8 protein-coding genes are annotated in these 16,815 nt (G+C 68.2%); 5 read left to right on the forward strand and 3 right to left on the reverse strand.

Going from position 1 to position 16,815, the window contains the following annotated elements; translation table 11 throughout:
- Positions 1 to 651 precede the first annotated feature (651 nt).
- The 3 genes from ACFY0K_RS43475 (at position 652) to ACFY0K_RS43485 (ending at position 7,816) form a co-directional block, all read left to right on the forward strand.
- Positions 652 to 1,479, forward strand: coding sequence for a hypothetical protein (locus ACFY0K_RS43475; RefSeq protein ID WP_390644566.1), 828 nt, complete (start codon positions 652 to 654; stop codon positions 1,477 to 1,479).
- On the forward strand, positions 1,476 to 6,065 hold the full coding sequence (locus ACFY0K_RS43480) for a hypothetical protein (RefSeq protein WP_390644567.1): 4,590 nt from the start codon (positions 1,476 to 1,478) through the stop codon (positions 6,063 to 6,065). The genes ACFY0K_RS43475 and ACFY0K_RS43480 overlap by 4 nt, the downstream gene beginning before the upstream one ends.
- A gap of 542 nt (positions 6,066 to 6,607) precedes the next feature.
- The gene (locus tag ACFY0K_RS43485; protein ID WP_390644568.1) at positions 6,608 to 7,816 is read left to right on the forward strand and encodes an IS110 family transposase; all 1,209 of its coding nucleotides are present in this window, start codon (positions 6,608 to 6,610) and stop codon (positions 7,814 to 7,816) included.
- On the opposite strand, the gene ACFY0K_RS43490 is transcribed toward ACFY0K_RS43485, so the two are convergent.
- A complete protein-coding gene (locus ACFY0K_RS43490; protein ID WP_390644569.1) occupies positions 7,813 to 8,223 on the reverse strand; it encodes an ankyrin repeat domain-containing protein in 411 nt (136 codons plus the stop codon). The genes ACFY0K_RS43485 and ACFY0K_RS43490 overlap by 4 nt on opposite strands.
- A 20-nt stretch (positions 8,224 to 8,243) precedes the next feature.
- Here ACFY0K_RS43490 and ACFY0K_RS43495 point away from each other — a divergent pair, with 20 nt between their 5' ends.
- Together ACFY0K_RS43495 and ACFY0K_RS43500 are read left to right on the forward strand one after the other, a co-directional pair.
- A complete protein-coding gene (locus ACFY0K_RS43495; protein ID WP_390644570.1) occupies positions 8,244 to 8,366 on the forward strand; it encodes a hypothetical protein in 123 nt (40 codons plus the stop codon).
- Between the two features lie 362 nt (positions 8,367 to 8,728).
- Positions 8,729 to 8,986 (forward strand): hypothetical protein, encoded by a 258-nt coding sequence (locus tag ACFY0K_RS43500; RefSeq protein WP_390644571.1) that lies wholly within the window; start codon positions 8,729 to 8,731, stop codon positions 8,984 to 8,986.
- 799 nt (positions 8,987 to 9,785) lie between these two features.
- On the opposite strand, the gene ACFY0K_RS43505 is transcribed toward ACFY0K_RS43500, so the two are convergent.
- Complete coding sequence (locus ACFY0K_RS43505) at positions 9,786 to 10,238, reverse strand: hypothetical protein (RefSeq protein ID WP_390644572.1); 453 nt, start codon at positions 10,236 to 10,238, stop codon at positions 9,786 to 9,788.
- On the reverse strand, positions 10,207 to 16,686 hold the full coding sequence (locus ACFY0K_RS43510) for an RHS repeat-associated core domain-containing protein (RefSeq protein ID WP_390644573.1): 6,480 nt from the start codon (positions 16,684 to 16,686) through the stop codon (positions 10,207 to 10,209). Before ACFY0K_RS43510 ends, ACFY0K_RS43505 begins: the two co-directional genes overlap by 32 nt.
- Between the last annotated feature and the right edge of the window lie 129 nt (positions 16,687 to 16,815).

A 16,815-nucleotide genomic window follows, 5' to 3' on the forward strand; every position in this document is an offset into this window, starting at 1 on the left:
TGCGGCCCACAGGTTAACGACGCGCGGTCACCGCATCACCAGTGAGACCTCACAGCAGGCACTGCTGGCGAACGGGCTGACGGCCGAGGGCGCTCCCGCCGCCCCTGGTGAGCTGGGTGGCGGCGCCTCCTGTGTTGCATGACGTCCATGGTGGCGGGTCTGGGAGGGACGCGGACATGCCAAACGCAGACTGTGCAAGGAGCGCAGGGGCGATGAGAACCGTAGACAACGGACGGGCTGCTTGTCGCCCTGCTCGGTCCGGCGTTCAGCGGGGTGGGGAGTTTCAAGGAGTGTCGCACGGGTTGCAATGGGGGCTGGCCGTTCGTGGTGTCGGCCGTGCTGTTAAGCGCCGTCGTCGTGGGTGTGGTGCTGCTCACCCGCTGGCCGTTGGCCGCCTGCCGTTCTGACTAGACTGGCGCAACAACGAGGCGAGGCGGCGGGCTCGCTCGTGACAACTTCGTGCGGCCAAGCGGCAGTTGCGTTCAGCTCGTCGATGACCGTGCTGTCTCAGGGGCGCGTCGTGGTCGCGGGCCAACGCGGAACGGGGTAGTGATGGCGCGTGTTGTGGTTCTCCACGGGGTGGGGCAGGAATATCTGGGGCGCTCGAGCCTCCAAGGACCCGTTGCCGCCGCCCTCGCGGACGGCGTTGAGGTGGCCGAGCGGGCCGGGGACCTCCCTCCGGGGGCGGTGCCCGACGTCAAGGACGTCGACGTCGCCTTCTACGGCGACGTCTTCCGTGCCCCAGCGGCGAAGGGGGGGCAGGCCGGCCCGCGCTCCGCCGCCGAGGTGACCGATCCCTACGAGGTAGACCTCCTCCTGGCGTGGGCCGCTGCGGCAGGCAGTCCGCGGGAACAGCACGGGACCAAGGCGCCCACGCCGCGGACACTGCAGCGGGCCATGAACGCCCTGCTGCGCTCGCCCTTCCTTCCGGGGCCCGTGGCCGAGCGTTTTCTGCTCGGCGTACTGCGGCAGGTGCGCCGCTACTTCAGCGAGGACGTCGTGCGCGAGCGGGCCATGGAGGCGGTCGCGGCTCGCGTCGGGCCGGACACGGCCGTGCTCGTCGGGCACTCCTTGGGGTCCGTTGTCGCGTACGAGGCCCTGTGCGCCCATCCCGAGTGGCCCGTCCGCACCCTGGTGACGCTGGGATCCCCGCTCGGCATGCCCTCGCTGGTCTTCGACCGGCTGCGCCCCGCGCCCCGTGACGGGCGGGGCTGCTGGCCGGACGGCCTGGCCTGCTGGACCAACCTCGCCGACCAACACGACGTGGTGGCCTCGGTCAAGCGGCTCGCCGATCTATTCGCCCCTGTCGGCGCACCCGCCTTGAACGCTGCGGGCGCTGCGAAAGCGCCTCCTGAGGCCGCGGCGCGCGTCCTGCGTGACGTACCGGTGGACAACGGATGGAAGGTCCACGACCTGCTGCGCCATCTGACCGCCCGGGAGACGGGTGTGGCGATTGGTGAGGGCCTGCGAGCGGGATGACGGATGACGTGGAGCCACCGCGGCGCTATGTGCTGGCTTTCGGCGCCGCGCGGTACACGCACGAGGAACTGCCGGATCTGCCCGGCGTTGCCGATGACCTGCCAAGCGTGCTCGGCTCACTCGCCGCTGTCGGGTACGCACCGGTGCCCGTCTTCCCCGAGGGCAGTCTGGACCCGGCCCGCCCCGAGGAGGTTCTGGGGCCGCTGTTGCGGTGGATCCCTGAAGGCTTCGACGATGGCGACGCCCTGCTCCTCTACTACAGCGGACATGGGCAAGCGGAGGGCGAAGAACACTTTCTGATGTGCTCGGGGTCCGATCCCGGAGCAGCTGAGGTCAGGCTCAGCGCCGTGAGCACCCGCCATCTCGTGGAACTCCCCGCCCTCAAAGGGGTCCGGCGGATCCTGCTAGTGATAGACGCTTGCTACGCGGGCCGGGGCGCGGTCGACGCGGTGGCCTGGGCCGTCCGGGCCAAGCACGCGGTCGCCCACGCGCCGGGCGCCGACCACCGCTTCCTGAAGTCCTTCGGCGTGCTCAGCGCCGCGCGGATCACCGAGGAAGCAAAGGACGGCGAGTTCAGCGCGGCGCTCTCGCATGTGCTCGGCGACGAGACCTGGCTCGGCAACCGCGCAAGTCATATCTCCCTGCCGGATCTCGTTGGCGCGCTCAACGCGGAGTTCCGGCGGCGCGGCGTGGACCATCACGCGGACTGGGCGCAGCTGTGCGACGACACCGTGCGGGGGGACCCTGCCACCGGGTTCTTCCCCAACCCCTTCCACGTCCCCGAGCTTCTCATGGTCGACCGCGACCTCGACGTCGCTGAACAGCGGCACTTCGTGCGGTGGCTCGGTGCGGCGTCCGGCTACGGCGCCGCCGAACAGCAGCGCCGCTACCGGGAGTTGGTGGAGCACTTCTCGCCTCGGGGGACGGGCCGGCAGGCCGTCGGGGAGACCGGCCACTACTTCACGGGACGGGTCAACGTCCTGAGGCGACTGGCCGGATGGCTGCGGGGCGAGAACGACCGCGACGCCCGCGTCTTCGTGGTGACCGGTCCGCCTGGTGTGGGCAAGTCGGCAGTATTGGGCCGCCTCGTCACGCTCTCCGACGACGCCGCGCGCGGCGCCATTCCCACCGACGCCGTCACACCCGGGACGCTGCCGCCGAGCGGCTCTGTCACCGTGGCCGTACACGCCCGCGCCCTGGCTCTGCCGCAAATCGTCTCCGCCCTCGCCGCTGCGTTCGGCTGCCCCGAGCCTACCGAGGCGGCGCTGCGTGAGCGCTTGGGCGCGCTCGACAGCATCAGTACCATCGTCGTCGACGCGCTCGACGAGTCTGGCGTGGCTCATGACGAGGAGCGCCGCATAGCCCGCTTCCTGGCCGACCTGGCGGGCGCAGCACACCGGTTGCGGCTGCTCATCGGGACCCGCCCCCACCTCGCGGACGCGGTGGCGGACAAGGCGCCCTACGCCCGGGTCGTCGATCTCGCGGCTCCGGAATGGAACGAGCCCGAGGACCTTGTGCGGTACTCCGAGCGCATCCTTCGCATGCCGCTCGGGCCTCACAGCGGCACCGGCCTGCCCGACTCCCTCATCTCTTCGGCCGCCAACGAGATCGCTCAGGCCGCACACGCGATCTACCTCGTTGCCCGGCTGATGGCCCGCTCCGTCGCCGGCTCCGGGATTCCGTCGGCGCGCTCAGCGTTGGAGCTGCCGAAGCACGATCCGGCGTCCGGTTCATCGGCGTTGGTGGGCCGAGCCTTCCGGTGGGCCCTGGCGCGGCAGTTGAGCCCCGAGCGGGCGGCGGAGGTTAGGGCGCTCATACTGCCGCTCGCCTACGTGGAGGGCCACGGCATGCCCCTCCATCAGGTCTGGGCGGCACTCGCGGCCGACCGCCCGGACCAGGTTGCGCCCATCGCCGAGCAGTTGGCCCACCTTCTGCGCGACGACGCCGTCGGACCGTATCTGGTCGAGACCCTCGACGAGGACGGCCGCTCGGTCTATCGGCTTTACCACCAGGCGCTGGCCGACGAGTTGCGACGGAACGACGCGCCGCCCGACGCCGAGACGCGGTGGTACGTACGGCTCCGGGACACGGTGCCCCGGGCGGCCGACGGCACGCCGCGGTGGCACGAGGCCGACCCGTACGTCCTGCGCCACCTGCCGGCGAAGGCCGCGGCAGCGGGGCGTCTCGACGAACTCATCACCGATGGCGAGTTCCTCGTCCACGCTCGGCCCACCGGACTCGTCCCGTGGCTGCGTGGCCTTTCGACCGAGCGGGCGCGGCTTGCCGCCGCCGTCTACCGCGCCCATCTGGACGTTTACCACGAAATGTCGCCGCAGGACCGCCGGCACGTCCTGGCGTGCGACGCCGCCCGCCTTCAGCACACCGCGCTGCTCGCCAGCCTGAGCTCCGTCATAGAGGAGAGCCGTTGGCGGCCCGTGTGGGCTGCCGCGGGCAGCGTGCCGGTCACCCTGTCGGTGCATCGCCTGGCCGACGGCCGCGGGCCGGCCGACTCGGCGACCTGCGTCGGCCTCGCCGGGCGGGACACCGTCGTCATTGCCGGCCGCGGGTCCCTCCAGGGCTGGGAGATGGCGACAGGCCGTTCGATCGAACTGCCGCCCGGCGTGGCGGACTTGAATGCCACCGCCGTGACCGCGGCCGCACTGGCCGGCCATGACCTGCTGGTCGTCGGCACGGACACAGGTGCCGTCCACATTTACGACCTCGCCTCGGGGCGGATCCGCACCGCCGCCCCGCTGGACGAGGATGCCGGGCCGACGGCCGCTTTCGTCACGCTTGAACTGGCGGGCAAGAAGGCCGTGGTGAGCGCATCGTCGGACGGTGAGCTGCGCGCCTGGGACCTCGCCGACGCGACGGCGCTGCCTTGGAGGATCCGGCTGGCGGACGGCAGCCCCAGCAGCCTGGCGACGGTCACCGTGGACGCAGACCCCAAGGCGCGCAACGAGATCCTGCGGCGGGGCTGGGACGTCGTGGTCGCCGGTGGTCCACAGGGCGTCCTGTACGTCTGGGACCCGCTGCGCGGAAAGCTCACGGCGACCGCGGCGGAACCGGGGCGACCGGCCATCGGCTCGATCGGCTGCGCCGTCGTCCATAACATTCCCCTCGCCGTGACGACCGACGGCGCCACCCTGCGCGTCTGGTCGCTGCGCAGGCCGCGCGCGCCACGGGAAGTGGACTCCCTGATATTGCCGTCTCCGGCCGTCGCGGTGTCCTGCACCGACCTGGGCGGCCGCCCCACGGCGGTCCTGGCCTGCGAGGACGGCGCCGTGCGGCTGCTCGACCTGGAGAGCCGCGAGCTGACCGCCTCTTCGTCGGCGTGGCGGCCATCGATCGCCGTCACGGCCCCGAGTCCCTCCGAGCCGACGTCGTTCTCCACCCTGCACCTGCACGTCTCCGCCGGCCAGGCCGTCACCGCTGTACTGGGAGCGGCCGACGGATCGGTCCACGTTTGCGACCTCACGGCGCCGCGCCGGGCGCCGGGCGACGGCCACACCAGGGCCGTCGTCGGCGCGGCCGTCGCCGGCGACGGGCACCTGCCGCGGTGCGTGGTGACCGCGGGCGGTGACACGACGGTGCGTAGCTGGCGGATGGACACGGGGGCGCCGGCCCTACCTCCCGTCTCCGACGGGGTCTCGGCATTGACCGGCGTCGTCGCAGCCGTGGTCGACGGCCGGCTGCTCGCCGTGACCCGGTCCGCCAACCGCCCGGTGAAAGTGTGGGACCTCGTGACTGGCATGGCGATGGAATGGCGGTGGCCGCGCTGGACCGTAGCGGCGGCTATCGGCTACCTAGAGGGCCGCCCGGTCGCTGTCACCGCCGATTACACCCACCGTGTCGAGGTGTGGGACCTGGTCAGCGGTGTCACGCTGCATCGGCTGGAGAAATGCGCCAGCCGGGTGACCGCGCTCGCCTGTGCGCCCGCGGACGGCGACCTCGCCATCGCCGCCGCCCTGGCGAACGGCTCGGTGGTGCTCTGGAGTCATGGCGGCATCGGCTTCACGAGACATCACTTGCAGAGGAGATGGCAGGCGTCGAAGGTCGTCTGCGTTCGCGTACAGGGGCGCCCCGTCGCCGTCATCGCCTACGACGACGGAACGATCCGGGCGTGGGACGGCGTCAACGCCGTCATCCTCGCGCGATGGAACCGCGGCGCGACCGGTCACGGCCAGCCGTCCAGGTCTGACCGAAGTGGCGGGAATGCGAAGGGGAACGGTACGCAGGTGGCCGTCGAGTCTGGGCCCGTGCCTCGTGCGACACCTCTCGGGGCGTCGCACGAGGCAGCGACCGCCGGTGCCTGGCGGGGCCGGATGGTGTCGCTCGCAGGGCGCGTCGTCGACGGACGCCTGCTGCTGGCGACGGGCGACTCCGCCGGGCGGGTGACGGTCTGGGAGACGCCCGGCGGCGCCTGGCCGCCGCCGTTCCGCGACGCCGCCTCCGACACGTTTACCGTGCCCGGCGACGCCCCTGTCACGGCCTTGGAGTTCATGCCCGACGGGCGCCTCCTCCTCTGCGCCGACATGGACGTCTACGTCTTCGGCCGACCGTGCTCAAAATCTGGTCAGCGGTGACACACCGGAGATGCTGTAGACACACTCTGTGTTGCCTCAGGTCGTGTTGCGACTGAGAGAGCGAAGTGGTGGATGAGCGGCGGCTCATGGCAGTTATCTCTGATCTCTCGCTTACGCATCTGCGGCACACCCGCCACGCGCTGAACTGGTCCTGCTGGCATCGCCGTCACCAGGCCACTCGTCCGTCGCTGCCACTTGGCGACTTCTGAGACTGCCGGACAGGCGAGATCAATGAGCTGGTGGCTCGCACCTCCACTGGCCCAGATGCCTGCTCGCGGGGGCTCGCCAGAGGGCCTGGTCCCCCCCCGTTACCGTCTTCATCGGCTCCGCAATGGGGCCTCCGGCCTTCGGGTCCGGCATGACTTCCCCCTCCTGTTGTTGATGATCCGGGGGGTGGTGTCACCGGGTCCGGAGGCATCGACGGACCGCTGATGAGGGGCTTGAGCACCGGCTTCACAGGCCGGAAGAGCTCTCCGTAACGTGGATGCGGCAGCTCGGTGCCCTGGCAAGGCCGGACGAGAGCGTGATGGAGGGGCCTGCACGTGATCGACACCGGCGACATCGACGTCTTCCTCGGCCTGGACGTCGGCAAGGGCAAACACCACGCCACCGCCGTCACCCCGGCCGGGAAGAAGGCGTTCGACAAGCGCCTGCCCAACACCGAACCCAAGCTCCGCGAGCTGTTCGCGAAGCTCCAGGCCAAGCACGGAACGGTGCTGGTCGTCGTTGACCAGCCGGCCTCGATCGGCGCCCTGCCACTGGCGGTGGCGAGGGACATGGGCTGCCCGGTCGCCTACCTGCCCGGGCTGACGATGCGGCGGATCGCCGACCTCTACCCCGGCGAAGCCAAGACTGATGCGAGAGACGCATTCATCATCGCCGACGCCGCTCGCGCGATGCCCCACACGCTGCGGGCGATCGACGGCGAGGACGAGACCATCGCCGAGCTGGAGATGATCGTGGGCTTCGACGACGACTTGGCCGGCGAGGCAACCAGGGTCGCCAACCGGATGCACGGCCTGCTGACCCAGATCCACCCCTCGCTGGAACGGGTGCTGGGACCGCGGTTGCAGCACCCAGCCGTCCTCACGCTGCTGGAACGGTTCGGATCTCCGGCCCAGATCCGCAAGGCCGGCCGTCGGCGGCTGGTCACCCTGCTGCGGCCAAAGGCGCCGAGGATGGCCGAGAGGCTTGTCGACGAGATCTTCGCGGCGTTGGACGAGCAGACCGTGACCGTTCCGGGGACCGAAGCAGCCGCGCTGATTGTCCCGAGCCTGGCCGCCTCGTTGACGGCCGTACTTGACCAGCGCACGCTGCTGGCCGGGCGGATCGAGGAACTGCTGGAGGACCACCCTCTTGCGAAGGTCCTGACGTCGATGCCAGGGATCGGCGTCAGGACCGGAGCCCGGATCCTGATCGAGGTCGGCGACGGCAGCACCTTCCCGACCGCCGGCCACCTCGCCGCCTACGCCGGCCTCGCCCCGGCGACCCGGAGCTCAGGCTCCTCGATCCGAGGCGAACAGCCCTCCAGACGAGGAAACAAGCAGCTCAAACGGGCCTTCTTCCTCTCCGCATTCGCCGCTCTGGGCGACCCGGCCTCCCGGGCCTACTACGACAAGAAGATCACCCAGGGCAAACACCACACCCAGGCCCTGCTCTGCCTCGCCCGACGCCGGGCCGACGTCCTCTTCGCCATGCTCCGCGACGGAACCTTCTACGCACCCCAGCCAGCCACGGCACTCGGCGTCTAGGAGGAAGTGTCGTCCCCAGCCGGAAGGTGAACAGCAACGTCATAGTTGGCAATCCGCCCCGCCAGTGCCCTCGGGCTCACGCCATGAACGTTGTCCCTGTCAGGGTCAGCACCAGCTTCCAACAGGCGCCGAATCGTCCCGCCTTCGCCCCGCGAACAGAACACCGCCCTCCACAACGGCGTATTGCCATGACGGTCCATGACATCGACCGCCGCCCCCGCGGCCAGCAGGACTTCGACAGCCGCAGGCACCTGCGCCTGAGCAGCAAAATGCAGCGGAGCCCAACCCTCGGCGTCGACAGCCCCCGGGTCAGCGCCCTCAGCCAACAGCGCGCTCAGGCCGTCCACATCCCCGCCACCAGCCGCATAGTGCACCGCGGTCCGCCCCAACCGATCCCGATCCGTCATGCCGACCATCCTCACCCGGCTTGACGAAACAGATAGGGGCCCCCGAGGCCGTCGGGAACGGCCGTCCCAGGGGTGGCCTGAGACGGCGCCGCCCGGCGCTGCGCACCATGGAGCAGCGGGCCGGGCACTACGGGCCCGCCTGACGTCACGACACGCACGGCGACTTCGCGGCCCGGGAGGCCGCGGTGCCGGTCCAGGCCGCCTCGCCGAACCCGGGTGGGCGGGCCAGGACGTACGTCGTGGGGGACCGCCGGTGGACCGCGCCGTCGAGCGGGCCGGGCTCTTCGGTATGAGGTCGCTGCGCAGGGCGTGTCCGGGTGCGATCCGAGCCGCCGGTGGTTCCGAGTGTCGCCCTGGCCGATGTGGTGGCGGCCGCGGTGCCGGCGAGGGCTGCCGCTACCGGGCGGCACCTGTGCTCGTTTCCCTGTGCATCGGCGCACCTGGCGGCTACGAGCGGATGGCGGGCGTTACGGGGTCGCGGGGGGCGGTTGGGGTGGAGGCGGTGATGCGGGTGGTGCCCGCGGCGGGTGAGACGACGTGGTCGTTTGTGCACCGGGTGGCGGCCGCCTACCGGCTTCAGGTGACCGATCTGGCCGAATGGTGGCGCTGGCCCATCCCGGTACGGCGAGAAAACCGAGAGCGTCCGGACGGCGAGGTGCTGCTCGACACCACCGCCCAGCAGCAGCTGGCCGGGGGTGCCGGGTGCCGGCAGCGCATCTGGCCCGGGCGCTGCCGTCGTGGCAGGCCGGCCCGCAAGCACTGAACCAGCTGAACGGGCATGATGATCTTGGGGTGGGGCGGGCGAGGTGGCGGGCGGGGCCGGTGGCGTTCGGATGCCGGGCGTGTGCGGCCCGGCGCGCCGCTCACGGCCGGCCGGTGTGGGCCTCCGTGCAACTCCAGGACGGCGGATCTTGACCCTCATACACCAACAAGGGGTGCGGTCGAAACGAAGTGACCCCCGGATACTTTTCGTAATTTGTCGATACACAGCATCCAGTCAGAAGCGGAATAATGAGCGCTGCAATAAAATGAGAGAAAAGTTACGGTACGATCTCACCGCACGACTAGACCCGGACGCGACTCCCCTGCCCGCCAAATTGATCATTCACCAGGTGATTCGAACACCTGAAAGGATGCTTGCAGTAATGGCTCGGGCCTTGAACTTCCGGAGTCAGCAAATTTCCTGCATACTCTCTGAATCTTACCCAATTTTCCGGATACTCGAGAGGATAGCCAGTGACTTCGACATTACCGTCTCTTCAATGGAAGGTGATATCAAACATGGCTCCCCAGCATTCTAAGCGGGAACCTCCATGACGCATATTACGGGCTGCCCGCACCTGACGAGGTGCGGGCAGCCCGTATGACAAGGGAGCGGATTCCTCAAGGAATTAGATGGGCGACCCTAAGGCTTCAGCCAGCATCGAGCACGCCTCTGATGCCATAGTTTCCGTTAGACGTCAGCCTACGGCTCTGCATCTCAGCTCTAACCCCAGCCAGCACCGCAGGAGACGGTGCCTCATCTGGGCAAACTCTAGGCCTGCCCGCAGCCCGCCGCCGACTCAGGTCCATCCCGATACCTCTCGGAATCTCCGTACGGTCGCTACATCAACGCGCCATTCCGAGATGTTGTTTCCTTCCTCGTCGACGACCTCTCGGGGGCCGACTGAAAACCAGGGATTTTCCGGGTCAAAAGCATGGTCCAGATCATTGAGAATGATCAGGAAATTCTGCACAAAAATGTCGTCGTGTATCCGATAGAGAGGCCAGCAGAACACGAAGTTGGCCGTCTTGGGGTCTGTGATGGAGGAGACGAGACAGGAAGTGGTCACGTTCGCCTCCTCTACTCGGCGCAGTGCACTCGCCCAGCTCTTCTCGTAGTGCTCTGGATCCCAGAACGTGAGGTCTACAGGAAAGGTCTCGGTGAAGTCACCGACGACGATCCTGCCAGCGCCTGCCGACACCAACTCGATCGCGAAACTCTCATGGCTTGAGGTAGTTGAGATCTGGGTCATACGTACCGATCCGCCGCCCTTGTCGGTTAAACATCTTCCAGCCGTCTGAGACATTGTGCCCGTCGACGTCCGGCGTGATGTAATTCTTGCCGTTGAAGTACACGTCCTGGCCATGTGAGTGGAATGGCGCCCTGTTCGCCTTGATGACCTTGTTGTAGCCCAGGTCGGCGGCACGGTCCGTGTTCGAGCGCTTGTAGAGCTCCTTGTTGTAGTCTCGCCGCCCCTCCACCGACTCGGGAGAGTATGGATCCTCCGGGTTGAACGGAGCCGATTTATACCCCGGCTTCATCGGGACTTCCTCAGGAGCGGTTGCCCCCTTGCCGCCGCCTGTCCCGAGGCTACCGACTGCTGCCCCGAGACCAGCCGCGTTGGAGTCGGGATGCAGGCCGTGGTCCTTGCCCCAGGCCTTGTACCGGTCAGTCAGGCACTGCCCCTCCAGCGCACAGGCGGGCGTATACAGGGCGCTCGTGATGTCCAGAAGGTTGGTAAAGGGCAGGCCGATGCCGAAGAAGAAGTTTCCCAACCCGTGACCAGCGATGTTCGCCCAATTCATCACCTCCGGATCGCTCGCCCATGTCGGGTCGTAGTAGGGAACCGCCCCAGGGACAGGGACACCGGCCGACGTCGTGGAACCCTGCGAGTCGTACAGGGTTCCGGTGCTGGTGGTACTCGCAGTGCCGTCCTTCTGGCCCCCAGGAGCCGGGGAGGTCGTGCCTAGTTCGGCGGGCGTGCAGAACGAGATGTCGTACTGGCAGGAGTTCGGCTTCGACCCGATTTCTGTACCTGCTGGGTCGCTGAGGGTGACGGGGTTGTTGTCAGCGTAGGTGTAGCCGTTGAGGGATTGGGCGTCGCCGGTGTCGAGGATGGGGTCGATGCTGAGGAATCGGCCGGTGGTGGAGTCGTATTCGCGGGCACCGATGTAGGTGAGGCTGGTGGTGGGGTCGGTCGTTTTGCCGAGGAAGGCTTTGTCGTCGGCCCAGGTGCCGGTGCCGCCTGAGCGTGTGGCTCCGAACGGGGTCAGGTAGCGCTTGGTGACGGCCTGGGTGGTGGCGTCGAGGCCGAGTGTGGAGGTGCCGTGGGGGTCGCCGGAGAGGTAGGTGAGGGTCTGGGTGCCGGTCTTGTTGGTGCGCAGGGCGATCGCGGTGCCGTCGGCGTTGTAGTAGCGCTGTGCCCAGTACTTGGCGGTTGAGGTCGAGGTGTCGAGGTGGACCTCGGTGCTGCCGAGGTAGAGGGTGGTCTCGCCGCCGCTGTTGCGGCGGATGAGGAGGTTGCCGTCGGCGTCGTAGATGTGATTGACCGTGCTCTTGGTGGTGCCGGCGTTGGACTTCTCGGTGACGGTGTCGAGGTCGCCGGTGGCGTTCCAGGTCAGGGACTGGGTGTCGGTGCCGTTGGGACGGGTGGTCGTGTCACCGATGTTGTCGTAGCCGTAGGTGGCGGCGACCCCGGTGCAGGAGGCCGCGGTGATGATCGCGGTGAGGCGATGGGGTTTGTTGGTCGTGTTGTAGCAGTAGGTGCGGGTGGTGTTGCCGGCGCTGGCGTGTGTGGTCTCCGTGGTGCGCAGGCCGCTGCTGGTGTAGGCGTACGTGGTCCAGTAGGGGGAGGCTCCGCCGAGGTTGGTGGTGGTGCGGCCGCTGGTGGCGCAGGAGGCGGTGGACGGGGTCCATGCGTCGGTGAGCCGCTGGTAGCCGTCGTAGCTGAAGCACTGGTAGTCGGTCGCGCCGGTGCCGGAAAGGTTGGCGGTGTCGAAGGTGGAGGTGACGTCGCCGGCCTGGTCGTAGGCGAAGTTCAGGTCCTGGACGCTGCGGGTGGCGTCGGTGGTGAGGCTGCGTTTGAGCCGGTCGGTGCCTTCCTCGTAGGTATTGGTGACGTACGCCTTCTTGGCGGTGGAGGCCGTAGAGGTGCCCAGGGTGTACTGGTTGACTTGGCCGAGGGCGTTGTAGTCGGAAGCCAGGAGGTAGCCGGTGGCGCCCCCGACATCGGTGACCATTCCGAGGCCGTTGTACTCGTAGTCCACGGTCTCGCTGCTGAGGCCGCCGGCCGCGGGTTCGCTGTAGTACTGCTGGGTGCCGTCGATGTTGTAGTACGAGGAGACGGACAGGGTCGCCGAGCTGACCGCGCCGGAGGTGACCAACGGGTCGCTGGACGGCAGGATCAACTGCGTGCCGGTGGCGTGGTAGAGGTTGTCGTAGGCGGTGACCTTGCGGGTGTAGGCGCTGCCAGTGCTGACGTTGCCGCCGACGTAGCTGATCGAGTCGTAAAGCTGGCCCTTGGCCGTGGTGTCGTAGTCCCAGTGCGCCAGCTTGTTCGCGTCCGTCTGCGACGTCTGCCACTCGTCGATCTTGCGGCCCAGAACGTCGTACGCGTAGAGGAGTTCGGTGCCGCGGTTGTCGGTGGTGGTGGCCAGCTGGTCCAGGTTCGTGTAGCTGGTGGCCGTGGTACCCAGGTCCGGGTCGGTGGCCGAAGTCTGCCTACCGAACAGGTCGTACACGTAGGACCACTGTGCGCCGTCCGGTCCGGTGACCGTCTGCGGCTTGCCATCGAGGGTGTACGAGTACTTGGTGGTCGTGTAGGCGGCCCCGGTTCCGGCGCCGTAGTCCGCATCAGCGGGGTCGGTGCCGGAGTAGGTCCGCTGCTGGACGGTGTTGCCGAAGATGTCGGTAATCGCACGGGTCGCCGAACCGCCGTCCAGGGCGGTCGTCGCAGTCGAGTCACCTGTGTAGCTGGTACTCGTGGACCACTTCTTGACGCCGTACACGTACAGGCTGCTGCTCGTGGCCCGGCCCGCTCCGTCGAAAACGGTCTCCATCTGCTTGGGTGCGCCGCCGTATTCGGCTCGCACGTAGGTGCCGCTGGGGAGGTTCGCGGAGTCGAAAACGTCCGCGTAGGTCTCGTAGGCCAGACCCCGGCTGTCGTAGCGAGTGTCCGTGAGCAGGCGTCCGCCGTCGGGGGTCGGGGACTGGGTCTGGAGAGGCCGCAGGAGGGAGTCGTAGATGGAGTAGATGGTGGTGTAGGTGGTGCCGTCGGCCTTCAGGGTCGACGTGGACTGCCAGGACGGGGCGTCGTTGGTGACGCTGTAGGCGTAGGTGTAGTTCGGGGTCTGGCCCCCGGAGTGAGAACGGTTCGGCAGCCATGTCGCGGTCTTGCGGCCCAGGGCGTCGTAGGTGGTCTCGGTGATCTTGTTGTTGACGTCGTAGACCTTGGTGGGCAGACCGGAGGCGTAGTCGGTGTAGGTGTAGGTGGACTGGGTCTTGGCGTTGGTGACCTTGGTCTTGGTCAGCGGGCCCGAGTCAGCGGGGGTGTAGGTGGTCGAGGTGGTGTTGCCGGCCGCGTCGGTGACGGTCATGGCACGGCCCAGCCCTGCGGTGCCACCGCTGTCGTCGTAGGTGGTGGTGGCGACGGTCTGCCACGTGGTCGGATTGCGTTCGCCGCTCGTGGCCGCGGCCGGGTAGGCGGCGGCCCGTCCGGTCCAAGTCGCCTCGCCCAGCGTCGGGGTCTGGGTGGCGGACCAGGTGGTGGCGGAGGTGTTGTCGTACACCGTTGCCATGTCAGAGAGGACGTCGCCGCGGGACGTCGAGGCGGCTGGCAGGTTCAGGCTGGTTTCGGCGACGGAGCAGTCCTGGCCCACGACGCGGGTGCGGGAGACGAGGTCGGTCAGGCCGACGGCGGTGTTGCGGGCGTACCAGGTGCGGGTGCAGGTGTTGTCGCCGCTGACGCCGGTCTGGCCGGTGTCGTTGACCTGGGTGGCCATGCCGTAGGCGTCGTAGGTGGTGCTGGTGGTGCGGGTGCGCCAGGTGGCGGAGGTGGTGAGGTAGGTGGAGGTGGAGGTCTGGCCGGTGCGGACGTAGTACGCCTTGATGCTGGCGTAGGACTTCTGCTGGCTGGCGGTCTGCTGAGACCAGGGAGAGTTGACCGTTACGGTGACCGGGGTGTCGCCGTTGTAGGTGACCTGTTCGCGCTGGAATCCGGCGTCCTGGTCGCTGTCGGTGATGTCGGCGACGTCCAAGCCGGAGACGTCTAGGCCGGTCCGGGTGGCGGGGACGGTGGTGCCGTCGGACTGCTTGTCGCCGTCCATGCCCTGCATGTACAGGCTGACGGTCTTGGACTGGGTGGTGCCGGCGGCGCCGGTGGTGGTGGTGACCTTGCCGTAGCCTCGCCAGTCCGACCAGGTCCGCTCGTCGGCGGGGACCAGGGGGTCGAAGTTGTAGTGCCAGGCCGGGTCTGCGTAGCTGTAGGAGTTCTCGACGCCTTCGCCCAGACCGGTCGGGTCGGTGCTCAGCACGGCGGTGACCCGGTACTTGTTGAACCAGTCGAGGGAGGCTTCGGTGGCGCCGTTGATGTGCCAGTACTGGGGATAGCAGCTCAGGGTGTCGTCGTCCTCGGACGACGGCATCTTCGAGCCACGTACGCACTCCGGATCGGAGAGGGTCACCGTGGTGATCGCTCCGGTCTCGGAGGTGACGGTGGCGATCCGCGGCATGCTCAGCGGCAGGATGTCGTCCGAGGTGGAGTCCACCCGGTTCGCCCGCAGCTGGTAGGTGAAGGTCACCGGGTCCAGCTTGATGTCGCTGCCGTTCTTGCCGGTGTGCTGGATCGAGGAGAGCACCAGGGTCTGGTCGGAGGTGTTACCGATGTCCTGGCCGTCCAGAAACTTCTGGGTCAGCGCCCATGAGTCCACGGGCATGTGCTTGCTGTCGGTTGCCGACCAGGCGAAGGTGTCGATGTTGGTCAGACGCTTGCGGGTGAAGAACGAGGGGCTGTTGGTGTTGCAGTCGGTGGCGACGCTCGCACAGATGAAGTCGTACGGGACGTCCGGCCAGTTATCGGACGTGGAGTCGGTCAGCGAGGAGCAGTCCGAGGCCGTGCAGCGTTCGTCGTAGGAGAACGTCACCTCGTCCGAGGCCGTGCCGGTGAACAGTGTGCTGACACGCTGGCCGTAGAGGATCTTGTCCAGGTGTCCGCCGCGGGTGTACTGGGTGTTGGCGGTCGAGGCCCCGTTCTTGGGGTAGTAGTTGGTCTCGGCCGTGTACCAGTACGACATGGCGTTGCCGTGCAGGTCGACGACGTAGTCGAGGTTCCAGCGCCAGGCCTGAGTGAGCGACCGGTCGGCGAAGGTGGATCCCTTGTCGTAGCCGGGCTCGCCGGAGTCGTCGCCGAAGACCGGGACGGTCCACACCGAGTTGGTCCGCTGGGTGTCGGCCCCGGGCAGCTTGTTGAGGCCGAACACGTACTTGGTGCCGTCGCCGGTGGTGACAGTCCAGTACTCGCCGTCGTTGTCGTCGTTGTCGCCGCCGGTCGAGTGGGTGACGGTGGAGGCGTCGTCGTCTTTGAGGTGCCAGGCTCCCGTGGTGTCGTCCTTGACCAGTTCGGTGGACTTGCCGTTCAAGACGAGCGAGGCGTTGTCGTACTTCCAGCACAGGTCGTGCTTGCCGTCCTGGCCGTCGTCATCGCAGGAGGCGTACGACCGCTCGATGTACGACGAGCCGGTCAGCTCGAAGCCTTCACCGACCTGGGTGGACTGGTTGTTGGTGGACGCCGTCTTGCCATCGGTGCTGCCGGAGTCGTAGTCCAGCGAGAGAGACGGCGACGGACCCGCCGCCGCGGGTGGAGTGGACAGTGGATAGTTCCAGGTGAACGCGCCCGAGGATCCACCGGCCTGCCAGCTGGACGACGCCGACAGGGGCGAGGCGGAGTAGTTGCCCGAACCGGATGCCGACTCTCCCGACGTCGCCGTCAGCGCGAGGACGGTGGCTGAGGCGGCCGTGGTCTGGGACAAGAGAGCCGAGCGGGCAGTCGAGCGAGATGCCCGGGCGTCGCTTCGCTGGGCGGCGGCCTGCCCGAGTGGCACCGTGGCAGACACGCTCTGGTTGCTGATGCTGTTGTGCGAGTTCAGGGGTGTCTGGACTCGGCAGGCCGCCTTGTCCGGGGTGGTCAGGGCGCAGGCCGGCAGTTGCACAAGGTGCAGGCGGCCGGCCCAGTCGCCGCCGTAGGCCGAGGCGAAGGCGCTGTAGTCGATGTTGAGCTTGGCGTCTCCGTTGTCGGTGGCGCCTGCGGTCAGCAGCACGCCCTTGATGCCGGCGGCTGTCGCGGCCTTGCGGCTGAGGACCCGGACGCTGACGGTGCCCGCGGCGGATTTCGCGTCTGCGCTGCGGTGCACGGACACGGGCAGTCCGCCGGCCGTCAGCTTGACGGTGCCGGAGACGGGCAGGGATGCGGTGTCGGTGGCGGCCTTGGGCCAGGTCGCCTTCTGCTCCGCGAGAGCGTGTTCAGCCTGCTTCTTGTTGGCGGCCTTCGTCGAAGCCACCTGCCTCCGTGCCTTCTTCGCCCCCAGCCCCTTGACCGCCTTGACGGCGTCGGAACGCTGCTCGGGTACGGCAGGAACCAGTTGTTTCGTTGTGGAGGCGTGGGCGGCCACGGGCGTCAGGCCGGCCAGGGCCAGCGCGAGTGTCACGCCGACCGTGAGCACTCGGTGTCTACGGCGTCTCGCATCACTGGCGGCACGCACGGCAACAACCCCTTACACGTGAGAAGTCATCAGCAAAGGACGTTCGGGATTTGCCGGTGGCGAGGCTGCATCTGC

Origin of the sequence: Streptomyces sp. NPDC001507 (genome assembly GCF_042894765.1) — a bacterium.
GTDB lineage: Bacteria > Actinomycetota > Actinomycetes > Streptomycetales > Streptomycetaceae > Streptomyces.